The organism is Paraplanobispora siamensis (assembly GCF_016863175.1).
GTDB classification, from domain to species: domain Bacteria; phylum Actinomycetota; class Actinomycetes; order Streptosporangiales; family Streptosporangiaceae; genus Planobispora; species Planobispora siamensis.
In genome coordinates this window covers 34,408-49,776 of record NZ_BOOJ01000007.1, presented here as the reverse complement: position 1 = coordinate 49,776, position 15,369 = coordinate 34,408, and the positions used below count along the sequence as shown (strand labels likewise).

14 protein-coding genes are annotated in these 15,369 nt (G+C 73.0%); 9 read left to right on the top strand and 5 right to left on the bottom strand.

The window, feature by feature from the left end; genetic code table 11:
• Nucleotides 1-45 precede the first annotated feature (45 nt).
• Both Psi01_RS02425 and Psi01_RS02420 read left to right on the top strand, forming a co-directional pair.
• Nucleotides 46-1,011, top strand: a complete 966-nt coding sequence (locus tag Psi01_RS02425) for a sulfite exporter TauE/SafE family protein (RefSeq protein WP_204062248.1) — start codon at nucleotides 46-48, stop codon at nucleotides 1,009-1,011.
• Between the two features lie 85 nt (nucleotides 1,012-1,096).
• Nucleotides 1,097-2,530 (top strand): tetratricopeptide repeat protein, encoded by a 1,434-nt coding sequence (locus tag Psi01_RS02420; RefSeq protein ID WP_204062247.1) that lies wholly within the window; start codon nucleotides 1,097-1,099, stop codon nucleotides 2,528-2,530.
• Between the two features lie 96 nt (nucleotides 2,531-2,626).
• Here Psi01_RS02420 and ald read toward each other — a convergent pair whose 3' ends face one another.
• Both ald and Psi01_RS02410 read right to left on the bottom strand, forming a co-directional pair.
• Entirely contained in the window at nucleotides 2,627-3,742 is a 1,116-nt protein-coding gene (gene ald / locus Psi01_RS02415; protein ID WP_204062246.1) for an alanine dehydrogenase, read from the bottom strand.
• A gap of 64 nt (nucleotides 3,743-3,806) precedes the next feature.
• Nucleotides 3,807-5,201, bottom strand: coding sequence for an aspartate aminotransferase family protein (locus Psi01_RS02410; RefSeq protein WP_204062245.1), 1,395 nt, complete (start codon nucleotides 5,199-5,201; stop codon nucleotides 3,807-3,809).
• Between the two features lie 263 nt (nucleotides 5,202-5,464).
• Here Psi01_RS02410 and Psi01_RS02405 point away from each other — a divergent pair, with 263 nt between their 5' ends.
• From Psi01_RS02405 to Psi01_RS02390, 4 genes are all read left to right on the top strand, one after another.
• Nucleotides 5,465-6,829, top strand: coding sequence for a M20/M25/M40 family metallo-hydrolase (locus Psi01_RS02405; RefSeq protein WP_239126975.1), 1,365 nt, complete (start codon nucleotides 5,465-5,467; stop codon nucleotides 6,827-6,829).
• Nucleotides 6,830-6,982: 153 nt separating this feature from the next.
• Nucleotides 6,983-7,735 carry an ABC transporter ATP-binding protein gene (locus tag Psi01_RS02400; protein ID WP_204062244.1) on the top strand — a complete coding sequence of 251 codons (753 nt, stop codon included), beginning with the start codon at nucleotides 6,983-6,985 and terminating at the stop codon, nucleotides 7,733-7,735.
• On the top strand, nucleotides 7,732-10,056 hold the full coding sequence (locus Psi01_RS02395) for a YhgE/Pip domain-containing protein (protein ID WP_204062243.1): 2,325 nt from the start codon (nucleotides 7,732-7,734) through the stop codon (nucleotides 10,054-10,056). The genes Psi01_RS02400 and Psi01_RS02395 overlap by 4 nt, the downstream gene beginning before the upstream one ends.
• A gap of 20 nt (nucleotides 10,057-10,076) precedes the next feature.
• Nucleotides 10,077-10,652, top strand: a complete 576-nt coding sequence (locus tag Psi01_RS02390) for a TetR/AcrR family transcriptional regulator (protein ID WP_373872460.1) — start codon at nucleotides 10,077-10,079, stop codon at nucleotides 10,650-10,652.
• Nucleotides 10,653-10,670: 18 nt separating this feature from the next.
• Here the strand turns inward: Psi01_RS02390 and Psi01_RS02385 are convergent, their stop codons facing one another.
• Entirely contained in the window at nucleotides 10,671-11,195 is a 525-nt protein-coding gene (locus tag Psi01_RS02385; protein WP_239126973.1) for a cysteine dioxygenase family protein, read from the bottom strand.
• A gap of 74 nt (nucleotides 11,196-11,269) precedes the next feature.
• On the opposite strand from Psi01_RS02385, the gene Psi01_RS02380 reads away from it, so the two are divergent.
• From Psi01_RS02380 to Psi01_RS02370, 3 genes are read left to right on the top strand one after another with little or no spacing between them, the layout of a single operon-like run.
• Nucleotides 11,270-12,244: a LysR family transcriptional regulator gene (locus tag Psi01_RS02380; protein ID WP_204062241.1), complete on the top strand. Its 975-nt coding sequence runs from the start codon at nucleotides 11,270-11,272 to the stop codon at nucleotides 12,242-12,244.
• 35 nt (nucleotides 12,245-12,279) lie between these two features.
• Nucleotides 12,280-12,921: a LysE family translocator gene (locus tag Psi01_RS02375; protein WP_204062240.1), complete on the top strand. Its 642-nt coding sequence runs from the start codon at nucleotides 12,280-12,282 to the stop codon at nucleotides 12,919-12,921.
• A gap of 38 nt (nucleotides 12,922-12,959) precedes the next feature.
• Nucleotides 12,960-13,538: a GNAT family N-acetyltransferase gene (locus Psi01_RS02370; protein WP_204062239.1), complete on the top strand. Its 579-nt coding sequence runs from the start codon at nucleotides 12,960-12,962 to the stop codon at nucleotides 13,536-13,538.
• A 355-nt stretch (nucleotides 13,539-13,893) separates the two neighbouring features.
• On the opposite strand, the gene Psi01_RS02365 is transcribed toward Psi01_RS02370, so the two are convergent.
• Nucleotides 13,894-14,196, bottom strand: coding sequence for a hypothetical protein (locus tag Psi01_RS02365; protein WP_204062238.1), 303 nt, complete (start codon nucleotides 14,194-14,196; stop codon nucleotides 13,894-13,896).
• A 165-nt stretch (nucleotides 14,197-14,361) separates the two neighbouring features.
• Nucleotides 14,362-15,315 carry an aldose epimerase family protein gene (locus Psi01_RS02360; protein ID WP_204062237.1) on the bottom strand — a complete coding sequence of 318 codons (954 nt, stop codon included), beginning with the start codon at nucleotides 15,313-15,315 and terminating at the stop codon, nucleotides 14,362-14,364.
• Between the last annotated feature and the right edge of the window lie 54 nt (nucleotides 15,316-15,369).

The following is a 15,369-nucleotide window of genomic DNA, read 5'->3' as shown; positions in this document are numbered from 1 at the left end:
CGTCGAGCCGTGGGGACCTGGGCCGCGATCCCGGCCGCTCGCTGAGTGGAGCCGGTCGCGCTGTTCGTCGGGGGGCTCGCCGCCGGGATGGTGGCGGGCACCGCTTCGTGCACGGCCGTGCAGGGCGGTCTGCTGACCGGCCTGACCACCGGGGCCACGACGGCGTCGGGGCCGAAGGTCGTCTCCCTGTTCCTGGCCGGGCGGCTCGCCTCCCATCTGGTGGCGGGGGCGCTGCTGGGGCTGCTGGGCTCGGCCGTACGGCTGACGCCGGGGGCTCGGGCCGTGCTGATGGTCGCGGCGGGGGTGGCGGTCACCGGGTTCGGACTGCGCCTGCTCGTCGCCAGGCCCCGCGCCTGCCCGTCCCGCGGGGGTGGGCGGCACGCCGCGCCGGCCCTGGGAAGGGCGGCGCTGCTGGGGGCCTCGACCGTCCTGCTGCCCTGCGGGGTCACCCTCAGCGCCGAGGCGGTCGCCGTCTCCAGTGGCTCCGCGCTCGGCGGGACGGCGGTCATGGCGGGGTTCGTCATCGGCAGCGCACCCGCGTTCGCCCTGCTCGGGCTGGTCCTGCGCCGGATCTCCTCGACCCGCCTGGCGGCGCTGGCGGGGGTGCTCGCGCTGGCCGCCGGGATATGGACCGCGACCTCGGGGCTGCGCCTGGGCGGATGGCTCTCCGGCCCCGCGGCGGCGCAGGCCGTACAGCAGGCCCAGCAGGCCCAGCAGGCCTCGGAGGCCCGTCCCGGCCAGGCGCGGCCGCCCGGCGCCGGCGGCGTGCAGCGGATCGAGATCTGGGCGACGGACCGGGGGTACCGCCCGGGGATCGTCACCGCCCGCGCGGGCGTGCCCGTGGAGATCGACTTCCGTCTGGCGGGAAGTCCCGGCTGCGCGCGGTCCCTGACCATCGACGGCCGCGACGTGGCCCTGCCCGCCGTCGTACGGCTCGGCCCGCAGCGTCCGGGATCACTGCGCTATGTCTGCTCGATGGGAATGTACGCGGGGTTCGTCACCTTCGTCTGAGCGCTCCCGGGAACCGAAGCTGCGATTACCCTACGTCATCGTGCGGTTACATGCGACCCTGTGCATTGTCGGCGAGGAGGATGACATGGGGTGGTGGCCGGGTGATCCGGACGCGACCGCGATCCTGGTGCCCGCCCCACGGGGCGCGGAGCACGAGAGCGGCGCGCAGGACCGGACCGATCTGCTGGAGGCGGCTCAGGGGGGCGACGTGCAGGCCGCCCACCTGCTCGGCCGCCACTACGCGCAGCGCGGCGACCGCGCGGCGGCGCGCCGCTGGTGGGAGCGGGCCGCGGCGGCGGGCAACGTGGACAGCGCCTACAACCTGGGCCTCTGGCACGAGAAGCACGGCAGCCTGGACGAGGCTCTGCGGTGGTACGAGCTCGCCGCCGGCGCGGACGACACCGAGGCCGCGGTGAACCTGGCGATCCTGCTGCTGGAGCAGCGGGGCGACCTGCCCGCGGCCCGGCGGTGGTTCGAGACGGCGGCCCTGGCGGGCTCGCGGACCGCGGCCCGGCGCCTGGCGCTGCTGTACGAGGACGACGGCGAGGCGGAGGCCGCCGGAGAGTGGCACCGCCGGGCGGCGCTCGACGGCGATCTGGCCTCCAGCCACGACCTGGGGTTCCTGGCCTACGCCATGGGGGCGGAGGAGGAGGCGTTCACGTGGTGGGAGCGGGCCGCCCGGTCCGGTCACGCCGACGCGGCCTACCACCTCGGCCTCCTGCTGGCGGCCCGTCGCGACGCGATGGGCGCGGAGGGCTTCTACCGGATGGCCGCCGGGAGCGAGCACCCCGGCGCCGCCTCGCAGCTCGGTGGGATCGCGCTGTCGCGCGGCGACCTGCGCACCGCCCGCGCCTGGTTCGAGCGGGCCGCCACCACCGGGCGCGTCGGCGACCAGCGGATGGCCGGGTTCGTCTGCGTGGAACTGGGCGACTCCGGCGCGGCCGGCCACTGGTTCGGCCGGGCCGCGGCCGGCGGCGACCCGGAGGCCGCCTTCAACTTCGGCCTGCTGCTCATCGCCGAGCTCGGCGACCTGCAGAGCGGCCAGCACTGGTTCCGCCAGGCGGCGCGGGCCGGTCACCCGCAGGCGGCCGCCGAGCTCGCCTCGCTGCTGGCGGTGACCGGCTCCGCCGGCGGCGCCCACGACGTCCCCGAGCCCCGGGCGGCCGAGCCCGGGCCACCGGCCCCCACCTGGGAACGCGTCATCGATCCCGAGCTCGTCGCCCGCGCCGAGCTGACCGCCTCGGCCCTGGCCCGCCGGGACGGCGCCCCGCTGCGGGCCTGCGACCTGACCGAGATCCTCGGCACCTGGGACCTGGTCACCCGGCCGATGCCCGAGCACACCGACGCCGCCGGCTGGCTGAGCGCGCACAGCGGGCTCCACCAGGGCGCGGTAGAGCACCTCGGCTCGGTGCGGGACACGCTGCTTCGGCCGGGCAGCGCCCCCTGGCCCACGGCCGCGGAGGTCGAGCACGTGCTGAACATCGCCCGCGACCTGCGGGCCCGTCTCGGCCTGCGCTGAGAAGACCCCGGTCCGCGCCGAGAAGACCCTGGCCGCGCCGGGAGAACGGCGAACGCCCCATGCCCCCGGACGGGCATGGGGCGCTCGCTGCCGAGATCAGGCGGAGACGACCTCGGAGAGCGGCGTGAACGGCAGGCCGAGGGCGACGGCGACCTGCTCGTTGGTGAGCAGGCCCGCGTGGGTGTTGAGGCCCAGGGCCAGCGAGGCGTCCTGCTGGAGGGCGGCCTTCCAGCCCAGGTTCGCGAGCTTGACCGCGTACGGCAGGGTCGCGTTGGTCAGCGCGTAGGTGGAGGTGTTGGCCACCGAACCCGGCATGTTGGCCACGCAGTAGAAGATCGAGTTGTGGACCGTGTAGGTCGGCTCGGCGTGCGTGGTCGGGCGGGAGTCCTCGAAGCAGCCGCCCTGGTCGATGGCGATGTCGACGAGCACGGAGCCCGGCTTCATGCGGGAGACCAGGTCGTTGGAGACGAGGGTCGGGGCCTTGGCGCCGGGGATCAGCACCGCGCCGATGACCAGGTCGGCCTCCAGGACCTCCTTCTCGATCGCGTAGGAGGTCGAGACGAGGGTCTTCAGGCGGCCCTGGTAGATGGCGTCGATGTAGCGCAGGCGGTCGATGTTGAGGTCGAGGACGGTGACGTCCGCGCCCATGCCGACCGCGATCTGCGCGGCGTTGAGGCCCGAGACGCCGGCGCCGATGACCACGACCTTGGCCGGGGCCACACCGGGCACGCCGCCGGGCAGCACGCCGCGGCCGCCGTTGAAGCGCATCAGGTTGTAGGCGCCGACCTGCGGGGCGAGGCGGCCGGCGACCTCCGACATCGGGGCGAGCAGCGGCAGGGTGTTGCCGACCTGGACGGTCTCGTAGGCGATACCGGTGACCTGCCGCTCCAGCAGGGCCTCGGCGCACGCCTTGCCGGCCGCCAGGTGCAGGTAGGTGAACAGCACCTGACCGGGGCGCATGCGGTGGTACTCCTCCGCGATGGGCTCCTTGACCTTGAGGATCATGCCGGCCTCGCCCCACACCTCGTCGGCGGTGTCGAGGATCTTGGCACCGGCCGCGAGATAGTCCTCGTCGGGCAGGTGCGAGCCGAGCCCGGCCCCGCGCTGGACGACCACCTCGTGGCCGTTGCGGACCAGCTCGTGCACGCCCGCGGGGGTGGCCGCGACGCGGTACTCGTGGTTCTTGACCTCGGCAGGAACACCGATCTTCACGAAGGTTTCCTTTCAGGAGTTCTCGGCGGAGAGGGGGGTGAGAGCCTTCAGGGCGTCGTGCGCCCTAGAGCCGGTTCCATGCCTCGGTGAGCACGGAGCGGAGAATCGACTCGATCTCGTCGAACTCCTTGGGGCCGCAGATGAGCGGGGGCGCGAGCTGCACCACGGGGTCTCCGCGGTCGTCGGCGCGGCAGTACAGGCCCGCCTCGAACAGGGCCTTGGACAGGAAGCCGCGGAGCATGCGCTCGGACTCGTCGGCGGTGAACGTCTCCTTGGTCGCCTTGTCCTTGACGAGCTCGATGCCCCAGAAGAATCCGGAGCCGCGCACGTCGCCGACGATCGGCAGGTCGTGGAGGCGCTCGAGGGTGGCGCGGAAGACGGGCTCGTTACGGGTCACGTGGCCGAGCAGGTCCTCGCGCTCGAACAGGTCGAGGTTGGCCAGGGCCACCGCCGCGGAGACGGGGTGGCCGCCGAAGGTGTAGCCGTGGGCGAACATCTCGGTGGGGTTCTTGAACGGCTCGAAGAGACGCTCAGAAGCGATCATGGCACCGATCGGCGAGTAGCCGCTGGTCATGCCCTTGGCGCAGGTGATGATGTCGGGGACGTAGTCGAACTTCTGCCCGCCGAACATGGTGCCGAGGCGGCCGAAGGCGCAGATGACCTCGTCGGAGACGAGCAGCACGTCGTACTCGTCGCAGATCTCACGCAGGCGCTGGAAGTATCCGGGCGGCGGCGGGAAGCAGCCGCCGGCGTTCTGCACCGGCTCGACGAAGACGGCGGCCACGGTGTCCGGGCCCTCCATCTCGATGGCGCGGGCGACGCGCTCGGCGGCCCAGTAGCCGTACTGCTCCGGGGTCATGCCGGCCACGCCGGTGATCTCGTCGGCGCGGTAGTGGTTGGTGTTCGGCACCCGGACCGAGCCCGGCACCAGCGGCTCGAACATCTGCTTGAACAGCGGGATGCCGGTGATCGACAGGGCGCCCTGCGGGGTGCCGTGGTAGGCGATCTGGCGGCTGATGACCTTGTGCTTGAGCGGCTTGCCGGTCATCTTGAAGTACTGCTTGGCGAGCTTCCACGCGGTCTCGACGGCCTCACCGCCGCCGGTGGTGAAGAAGACCCGGTTGAGGTCGCCGGGGGTCTGCTCGGCCAGGCGCTGGGCCAGCTCGGCCGCCTTGGGGTGGGCGTAGGACCACAGGGGGAAGAAGGCCAGCTCCTGCGCCTGCTTGGCGGCGGCCTCGGCCAGCTCGCTGCGGCCGTGCCCGGCCTGGACGACGAACAGCCCGGCGAGGCCGTCGAGGTAGCGCTTGCCGTGGATGTCGTAGACGTACGCGCCCTCCCCCCGGACGATCATGGGCACCTCGGCGTCCACATAGGAGCCGTGCCGGGTGAAGTGCATCCACAGGTTGTCCTGCGCGGCCTTCATGACCGACGCCACATCGGTGTCTTCCGGGTACGTCATCACAATCTTCCCTCAGTGAGCTGGGCTTCCCACAGTGTGCATGCCAAAGACATACTTGCCAAGTGAAAACGTAGATTCATCGTGTAAGAACGTCGGAATCCGCAAAACCGTCTTGTAACGACGACGAAATCCGCGAACCGACTTCACGAAGATCCAACGTGTCACGCAGTCCGTCCCGCGACGGCGTGCCGGGCGGCAGGATGGGGTGCGGGCGGCGGCGCCCGCCGCTGTGCTCCAATTAGTCCGACCACATAGTGAGATAGATGCGAGGGAACGTCGTGACACCTGACGAGATCGAAGGCGCCGTCACCGCGGGCCTCCCCCGGGCAGTCGAAGACCTCAAGCGGCTCGTCTCCATCCCCTCCGTGGCCTTCCCCGGCCACCCGGAGGAGCCCGTGCTCGCCGCCGCCGCGGCGACCGAGGAACTGCTGCGCGACGCCGGGCTGCCCGAGGTCCGGCAGATCCCGGTGGACGGGAGCTTTCCCGCCGTCTACGCCGAGGCCCCCGCTCCCCCCGGTGCGCCGACCGTGCTGCTCTACGCGCACTACGACGTCCAGCCCCCGGGCGACCCGGCCCTGTGGAACACCCCCGCCTTCGAGCCGACGGAGATCGACGGCGCGGTCTACGGCCGCGGCGCCGCCGACGACAAGTCCGGCGTCATCTCCCACATCGCCGCGCTGCGCGCCTTCCAGGGCCGGTTCCCGGTGGGGATCAAGGTCATCATCGAGGGCCAGGAGGAATACGCCGGCGAGCGCCTGGAGGCCTTCGTCGAGCGCCACCCCGACCTGCTCAGGGCCGACGCGATCATCGTCGCCGACACCGGCAACCCGCGCGTGGGCGACCCGGCGGTGACCACCTCGCTGCGCGGCATGGGCGCCTTCACCGTCGAGGTGCGCACGCTGAAGGAGTCGCTGCACAGCGGCACGTTCGGCGGCGCCGCCCCGGACGCCCTGGCCGCGCTGATCCGGATGCTGGCCGCCCTGCACGACGACAACGGCGACATCCGCGTCCCCGGCCTGCCCCGCGGCACCTTCCTGGGCGTCGGGCCGTCGGAGGACGAGTTCCGCGAGATGGCGGGCGTGCTGGACGGGGTCTCGCTGGTCGGCTCCGGCTCGCTGGCCGACCGCCTGTGGGCCTCCTACTCCATCACGGTCACCGGCCTGGACGTGCCGACCGTCTCCGGCGCGATCAACGCGGTCCAGGCGGGGGCCAGGGCCCGCGTCACGGTCCGGGTCCCTCCGGCGGGCGACCCGAAGACGACCGTGGAGGCCGTCGTCGACTTCCTGCAGCAGATCGCCCCGTGGGGCGCCCAGGTGAGCTTCTCCGACTACACGCTCGGCTCGGGCTTCCTGTCCGACACCGGCGGCGCCGCCCGCTCCGCCCTCAACCGGGCCATGCAGCAGGCCTACGGCCGCCCGCCGCGCGACGTCGGCACCGGCGGCTCGATCCCGCTGGTCTCCACGTTCGTCAGGCAGTTCCCGGCGGCCGAGATCCTGCTCTTCGGCGCCGAGGACGACGGGGCCTCGATCCACGCGCCCAACGAGCGGCTCGTCATCGACGAGCTGCGCCGTACGGTCCTCGCCGAGGCGCTCTTCCTGCAGGAGTACGCCTCGGCGTTCACCGGCTGACCGGATTCCGCGCCTCCCGCCCGACCCGCCGCGGAGACACCCTTCCGGGCGGTCCGGGTACGGCCCCGGCCGTGAAGACGCCCCACCCCTTCGCGGGGTGGGGCTTTTTCTGTGTTAGTTTTTGTACTGACTGGTCAGTTCTAAGGAGGTCCGATGTCCGGAGGGGTGGCGGTGCGCGCCGAGGGGTTGTCCCTGAAGGGCGGGCACGGCTGGGTCTACCGCGACGTCGATCTCGAGGCCGGGCCGGGGACCCTGACCGCCGTCGCCGGTCAGGCGGGCAGCGGCCGTACCAGCCTGCTGCTCACCCTGGCCGGGCGGATGCGGCCCACCGCGGGCGCCCTGACCGTCGCCGGGCACGCCAGGCCCGGAGCCGTCCGGCGGGTCGCCGCGCTCGGCCCGGTCGAGGGGGTCAACGACCTGGACAGGGCGCTGACGGTCCGCGAGCACGTGCGCGAGCGGGCGCGGGGACTGTTCTGGAACGCCGCCGGCGCCCGGCGGGCCGCGGGGGCGCTGGAGCGGGCGGGTCTCGGCCTGTCCCCCGACGACCGCACGCTGGTCCGCGACCTCGGCCACGAGCGGCGGGTGCGCCTGGGGATCGCGCTGGCCCTGCTCGACGACCCCGGGCTGCTGGTCGCCGACAACGTCGGCGCGGGGCTGGCGGCCGACCGGCGGGCGGCGCTGTGGGCGACGCTGGAGGAGCTGGCCGGGCAGGGGCTGACGGTGATCGCCTCCTGCACCGAGAGCCCGCTGCCCCGGACGCTGCACCTGACCTCGCGGGAACCCGGTGATCCAGATGACTGCCCGGATCCGAGGCAGGCGGGGGCCGCCTCGGATCCGGAGGACGACAGCGAAGAGAACGCCGCTTCCGCCGAGCGGGCGGAGAAGGACCGGGAGGAAGACCGATGAGGCCGTTGCGGGCGGGGCGGCTGGAGCTGCGGCGGTTCACCCGGTCGCGGCTGACCCGGGCGGCCCTGGCGGGCGTGGTGGTGCTGCCGCTGCTCTACGCGGGGCTGTACCTGTGGTCGTTCTGGGACCCGCAGGGGAACCTGGAGAACATCCCGGTGGCGCTCGTCGTGGAGGACCGCCCCGCCGAGGCGGACGACAAGACCATCGACGCGGGGCGCGACCTGGCCGAGGAGCTCCAGGACCGCGAGGTCTTCGCCTGGCACCGGGTCGACGCCCGCCAGGCCGCCGACGGCGTCCGGGACGGAAGCTTCTATCTCTCCCTGACCATCCCCGCCGACTTCAGCGCCCGCCTCGCCTCGCCCTCGGGCGAGGGCACGCCCACCCCCGCCGAGCTCGGCGTCACGGTGGACACCGGCCGCAGCTACATCATGGGCACGATCTCCGACGCGGTGTTCGCCGAGGTCAAGGAGGCCGCCGGCCGTACGGCGATCAAGGACTACTGGGACAGCGTCTTCGTCTCCTTCGGGGAGCTGCACGACGCCACCGCCAAGGCCGCCGACGGCGCGGACACGCTCTACGACGGCAACCGGAAGGCGTGGGACAGCACCGGCCGGCTGGGCGAGGGCGCGACGGCCCTGACCGCCGGCCTCGGCCAGGCCAAGAGCGGCACCCACCGGCTCACCGTCGGTCTCGACAGCGCCACCGCCGCCACCGGCACGTTGTCGTCCGGCGCGGACAAGCTGGCCGAGGGCCTGGCGACCGCCGCCGACGGGTCGCGGAAGCTGGGCAAGGGGCTCGGCACCCTCTCCGCGGGCGCCGAGAAGATCGCCGACGGCAACGCCCAGGCCTATGAGCAGGTCCACGCCCAGGTGCCGAAGATCAATCAGGCCGCCGACGAATACGTCCCGCTCCTGGAGGAGAACGGCGGGCGGATCCAGGCGCTCGCGCGGGCCGTCGAGAGGGGCGCCGACCTGGTCGCCGAGGGCGCGGGCGGGCTGCCCGCCTCGCTCGGCCAGGAGGCCGGGCAGGCCCGGGGACAGGCGGAGCGGCTGCTGGCCATGCTGAATGCCGACCCCGAGGCCGACCCGGAGCTGCGGGCCGCCGCCGAACGGCTCGTCCGGTCCACCACGCGGGTGTCCCACGGGATGGAGAACGCCTCCGCCGGAGGCGACGGCTCGGTCGTCGCCCAGCTCCAGCGGGACGCCCGGCGGATCTCGGAGGTCGCCGGGCGCACGGCGGAGCTCGCACCGGCCGCCGGCCGCCGGCTCGACGAGGCCAGAGACAAGATCAATCAGCTCGACACGGGCCTCGCGACTCTGGCCGAGGGCTCGGCGAAGCTCCACGCGGGCCTCGGCGACGCCGTGACCGCGAACAACGAGATCACCTCAGGTGTCGTGAAGCTCAGCCGGGGCTCGGTCCGGCTCGCCGGGGGCATCGCCGAGCTCGACGGCGGCATCACCAGGCTCAGCGACGGAGCCGCCCAGGTGGACAGCGGGGTCGGCAGGCTGCACGACGGGGCCGGGAGGCTCGGCGACGGCCTCGACCGGCTCGGGGAGGGTCTCGGCAAGCTGGCCGACGGATCCCACGAGCTGAGCGGGAAGCTCGCCGACGGCGCGAAGGAGATCCCCGACTACGGCAGGGACGAGCGCGCGAGCCGTACCGACATGATGAGCCAGCCGGTCACCTTGGCCAACCACGTCGTCAACGAGGTGCCCAACTACGGCACCGGGTTCGCACCGTTCTTCGTGCCGCTGGCGCTCTGGGTCGGCGCGATGGTGACCTACATGGTCCTGCGCCCCCTCAACCCCCGCCTCCTGGCCGGTACGGCTCCCGCCTGGCGGATCGCCGTGGCCGGGTGGCTGCCCGGTCTCGCCCTGGGATCGGCGCAGGTCGGCGTGCTGCTGGCGGTGCTGCGGTTCGGGCTCGGGCTGGAGGCCGCGCACTGGGCGGGGGTGGTCGGGGTCCTGTTGCTGGCGGCGGCGGCCTTCCTGGCGATCGTGCAGGCGGTCAACGCCCTGCTCGGCGCGCCCGGCCGCGTCGCGGTGCTGGCTCTGCTGATGCTCCAGCTCACCTCGGCCGCCGGGACCTACCCGATCGAGACCTCGCCGGGGTTCTTCCAGACCATCTCGCCGTGGCTGCCGATGAGCTGGGTGGTCAGCGCGCTGCGGCGGCTGATCAGCGGCGGCGACCTGACCGTGGCCTGGCAGACGTGCGGGGTGCTGGTCCTGTTCACCGCCCTGGGACTGGCGCTGAGCGTGCACGCGGTCAACAAGGGACGGACCTGGTCGATGCGCCGCCTGCACCCCGAGCTCTCCCTGTGACTACCGTTTGTCATATGAAAGTGAGCGGCCGTCGGGCCGAGACGAGGCTCAGGCTGTTCACCGCGGCGGTGGAGCTGATCGCGGAGCAGGGGTACACCGCGACCACCGTGGACGCGATCGCCGAGCGGGCCGGGGTGGCCAAGGGCACCGTGTTCTACAACTTCGGCACCAAGGAGGCGCTCTTCACCGGCCTGCTCGAACACGGGGTCGGGCTGCTGTCCGGCGCCCTGTCCGGGGCCGCGGCCGGGAAGACGGCGCTGGACGCCCTCGACTCGGTGGTCCTGGCGCAGCTGCGGTTCTTCGAGGAGTACGGCGCGTTCGCCCGGGTGCTGCTCGCCGAGATGTGGCACACCGCCTGGCAGGACGCGGTGGCCCGGCTCCGCCGGGAGGTGCTCGGCGTCTACGCGGACGTGCTGCGCCGGGCGGTGGCCGAGGGCACGGTCCGCCGGGACCTGGACGTGGAGACCGCGGCGACCGCCGTGTTCGGCATGGTGCTGACCGTGGCGATCGAGCGCAAGGCGCTGCACCCCGGCCGCCCGATCGAACGGGTCCACGCCACCCTGGTCGATCTCCTCCACGGCCGGGTCGCCGGATAGCACCCGCGCGGGCTCCGCTCAGCGGATGGGCAGGTCGTAGGTGCGGCGGACGCTGGACGGCTCGACGCTGAGGTCGGCGCCGTAGACGTGCAGGGAGATCGCGGTGGTGTCGCCGATGTTGTGGACCTTGTGGATGTCCCCGGGCGGGGCGAACCCGCTGACGTCGCCCACGCGGTTGGCGACGTGGCCGATCTCGGTCAGGTGGTCGCCCTCGTCGCGGTAGAGCGTCTCGTACTCGACGCCCTGCAGCACGCCGAAGGCGCACCAGGCGATGTGGTCGTGGGGCTCGGTCCGCTGGCCGGACTGCCAGACGACGGCGACGATCGAGAAGCCGGGCTCGGTGTGGAGGGTGTGCCTGACGTAGGTCTCCGGATCGCCGACGCGCTCCTCGGCGGTGAGGATCTCAGGCGTGGGCAGCCGTTCACGCAGCAGGTCCGCGACGGCGAAGGCCGTGGTCCGCGGCTCGCCGGGCCGGCTCGTGAGCTCCCTGAGCCCTTCGACCAGTTCGGCCAGGCCGGGACGGGTGAGCGTCATGCTTGCCATGCTTCAAGCCTGCGCCGCCCGATACATAAGGTCCAATGCCTATGATTCCGCTGAATCATAGATACCGTTGATGGATGCTGGATATCACGCGTCTTCGCGTGCTGGCCGCCGTCGCCCGGCACGGCTCGGTCACCAAGGCCGCCAGGGAGCTGCACTACTCCCAGCCCTCGGTCAGCCACCACCTCGCCAAGCTCGAAGCCGAGACCGGGGCCAAACTGGTCCAGCGGGCGGGCCGGGGCATCCGGCTGACCGAGGCCGGGCGGATGCTCGCCGAGCGGGCCACCGAGATCGTCGGCCGCGTCGACTCGGCCGCCGCCGAGCTCTCCGCCCACGTGGGCCTGCGCGCGGGCCGGGTCCGGCTGACCGCCTTCCCCTCGGCGGTCGGCACCTTCGTGCCGGCGGCCGCCGCCCTGCTCGCCCGCGGGCACCCCGGCCTGGAACTCGGCCTGACCGAGACCGAGCCCCCGGAGGCCCTGCGCATGCTCCGCGCGGGCTACGTGGACGTGGCGGTCATCTTCCGCTACGACGACACCGCCCCGGAGGACGACGGCATCCGCCTCCTCCACCTGCTGGACGACCCCAGTTACCTGGTCACCCCGGGCCGTCCCGGTTCATCCGGGCCGGCGCCCTCCCCGGAGGGGACCGGACCGGCCGGTGTGCTGGCCTCCCACCGCGACGCCCGGTGGATCGCGGGCTGCGACCGCTGCCGCAGCCACCTGCTCGACCTGTGCGCCAAGGACGGCTTCGAGCCGGGCATCTCCTTCACCAGCGACGACATCGTGGCCGTCCAGGCCCTGGTCGCCGCCGGGATGGGGGTGACCGCCCTGCCCGGTCTGGCGCTGCAGGCCCACCGCCACGCCGGGGTCGACGTCGCCGAGATCCCCGGTTCGACCCGCCACATCTACGCCGCCACCTACGGCGAACCCCCCGACCCGCCCGCCACCACCGCCCTGCTGACCGCCCTGACCTCCGTGGCGGCCGAGATGACCGCCGCCCGCCCGTCACGCCGTACCGGGGAGCCGGCCGGGACGAGGTGCCGGAAAATCTGAGGCGATCGAGGTGGGGGCGTGCCTACGATCCTGATATGCCCGACCTTGCGACGCTCGCCGTCTTCTCCGTTGCGACCCTCGCCCTGCTGATCGTGCCGGGGCCCGCCGTCGTCTACATCGTCACGCGCAGCGTCGCCCAGGGCAGGAGCGCCGGGATGGTCTCCGTCCTCGGCATCCACCTCGGGTCCCTGGTCCACGTGGCCGCCGCCGCGCTCGGCGTCAGCGCCCTGCTCGCCGCCTCGGCGACCGCGTTCACGATCGTCAAGTATCTCGGCGCGGCCTATCTGATCTGGCTGGGCGTACGGAAGCTGATGAGCCACCGCAACGGCGGGGAGGCCGTCGACCCGCCGGTCGCCACCAGGTCTCGCATGTTCTGGGAGGGGTTCGTCGTCAACGTGCTCAACCCCAAGACGGCGATCTTCTTCCTCGCGTTCCTTCCCCAGTTCACCGACCCGGCCGCGGGACCGATCGCCCCGCAGATCCTGCTGCTCGGCGTGATCTGGATCGCGCTCGGCCTGGCCAGCGACGGCGCCTACGCCCTGCTGTCCTCCGCCGTGGCCGGTCGCCTGCGCCGGTCCGTGCGCGCCCGCCGCCGTCTCGACCTCACCAGCGGCCTCGTCTATCTGGGTCTGGGCGCCGCCGCCGCGTTCACCGGCGAGAGCGCCGCCAAGGCCTGAGCGCCCGCGGGGCCCGTCATGGGAGAAGGAGCGAAAGCGTGCACGTCTTCCTGGAGACCGACCGCATGGTGCTGCGCCGGTTCACCGAGGCCGACGAGGACCACCTGGTCGAGCTGGACGGCGACCCGGAGGTCATGCGCTTCATCAACGGCGGCAGGCCCACTCCGCGCGAGGAGATCCGCGACGACGTCCTGCCGGCGTTCCTGGGCTACTACGAGCGCTTCGAGGGGTACGGCTTCTGGGCGGCCGTGGAGAGGTCCACCGGGCAGTTCCTGGGCTGGTTCCACTTCCGCCCCCAGAAGGGCGACCCGCCCGACCAGCCCGAGCTGGGATACCGGCTGCGCCGCTCGGCCTGGGGCAGGGGGTACGCCACCGAGGGGTCGCGCGCGCTGATCCGCAAGGGGTTCACCGAGCTGGGCGTGCGGCGGGTGGTCGCCTCGACCATGACCGTCAACACCGGGTCCCGGCGCGTGATGGAGAAGTCGGGCCTGCGCCTGGTGCGGACCTTCCACCAGGAATGGCCCGAGATCATCGAGGGCTCCGAGCACGGGGACGTCGAGTACGCCCTGGACCGGGAGTCCTGGGAGGCCCGGCAGACCGGGAACCGGGAGCCCTGAGAGGCCGCCCAGCAGGCCGGGAGCCAGGAGTCCCGGGAGACCCCCCGGCAGACCGGGAACCGGGAGCCCTGAGAGGCCGCCCAGCAGGCCGGGAGCCGAGAGTCCCGGGAGACCCCGGCAGACCGGGAACCGGCCGGCCCGACCGTGGCCCCGGCTCTCCGGCGAGCCGAGAGTCGTCGGGCACACCTCGATCCTCGGCGCCCTTCGCCGCGTGTGCCATGGCGGCGGGGTGGGCGCGTCTGCGGTGCGGCGCAGCTTGGTGGGCGACGCCCGGCCGGCCACGGACGTGCACCACGGGTGGGCTCACCCGCCAGGCACGCACCGCCCCGCACAGGACCTGGTTCTGGGCGGTGGGTCAGGGGCGGGGGGAGGTCCTGGTCCAGCCCTTGCTCCAGCCGCGGCTGGAGCGGCCGGTCGCGCCCTGGCACCTACGGCACACCTGGCGCACCTCCTCGGCCGCGCCGCCCGACTCGGGGAAGGTGTCCGGCCAGGACACGTGATGGAACCTGCGCAGCTGCGACCGGCTCAGCGCCAGTCCGCACAGAGTCTGGTTCGTCCCCGGCCACCAGGCGTGCACCTCGCCGGCGGGCATCCGTACGCCCGTGTCGTCCACCCACTCACCCGAGGCCGCGACCGAGGGCTCACCACGCGCGGGCATCGTCCGTCCCCTCCCCTGCGTCACGGCGTCCCGGAGGCGGGACGCGCCGTCACCGGCTGTCTTCCCGCACCGCGGGGGTTCATTCGGCCGGTCCGCGCCCCGGGGTCCGGACCGGCCGGACGACCCCGGGGCCGCGACCGGACGGACCGGGCGCTCCGGTGCCGCTCAGGCGAAGCGGTAGGCCGTGGTGGAGGTGTACTCCTCGCCGGGGCGCAGGACGGTGCCGGGGAAGTGGGGGTGGTTCGGGGAGTCCGGGAAGTGCTGGGTCTCCAGGCAGAGGCCGGAGAACCTGTCGTAGTCCGTGGCCACTCCGTCCAGCATGTGGCCGGTGTAGAACTGCACACCCGGCTCGGTGGTGGTGACCCGCATGGTCAGGTCCCCGGCCGGGGAGGTGACCTCGATGTCGCCGCGCAGCACGTAGCAGTGGTCGTAGCCGCCGCCCAGCAGCGGGTCGTCGATCCGGTCCCCGATCCGCTGCGGCGCGTTGAGGTCGAACGGGGTGCCCGCCACGGGGGCCAGCTCCCCGGTGGGGATCTTGGTGGAGTCGACGGGCAGGTAGCTGTCGGCGTCGATCCGGATCACGTGGTCGAGGACGTCGCCGCTCCCGGCCAGGTTGAAGTACGAGTGGTTGGTGAGGTTCAGCACGGTCGGGGCGTCGGTGACCGCGCGGTAGTCGAGGGTCAGGGCGTCCTCGCTCAGCGTGTAGGTGAGCGTGGTGGTCAGCGTGCCCGGGTAGCCCTCCTCCCCGTCCGCGCTGACGTACTCGAGCGTCACGACCGTGCCGGAGGCCTCGACGACCCGCCAGACCCGGGAGGAGAAGCCGCCCGGCCCGCCGTGCAGGCTGTTGGGCCCGTCGTTCACCGGCAGCTGGTGCTCCACCCCGTCCAGGGTGAAGCGGCCGCGCGCGATGCGGTTGCCGTACCGCCCGACGACGGCGCCGAAGTAACGGCTGCGCGTCCGGTAGTCCTCCAGCGTGGTGCAGCCGAGCACCACGTTGACCCCGGAGACCTCCAGTGACTGCAGGACCGCTCCGTAGCTCAGCACCGCGGCCCGCATCCGCCCCTTCTCCAGGACGTGCCGTTCGACCGGCTCTCCCGAGGGCATGGTTCCGAAGTTCACGCGTCCACCTCTTCCGCTGACGACGTCCGACCGATGATTCCCACCGCGTCCCCG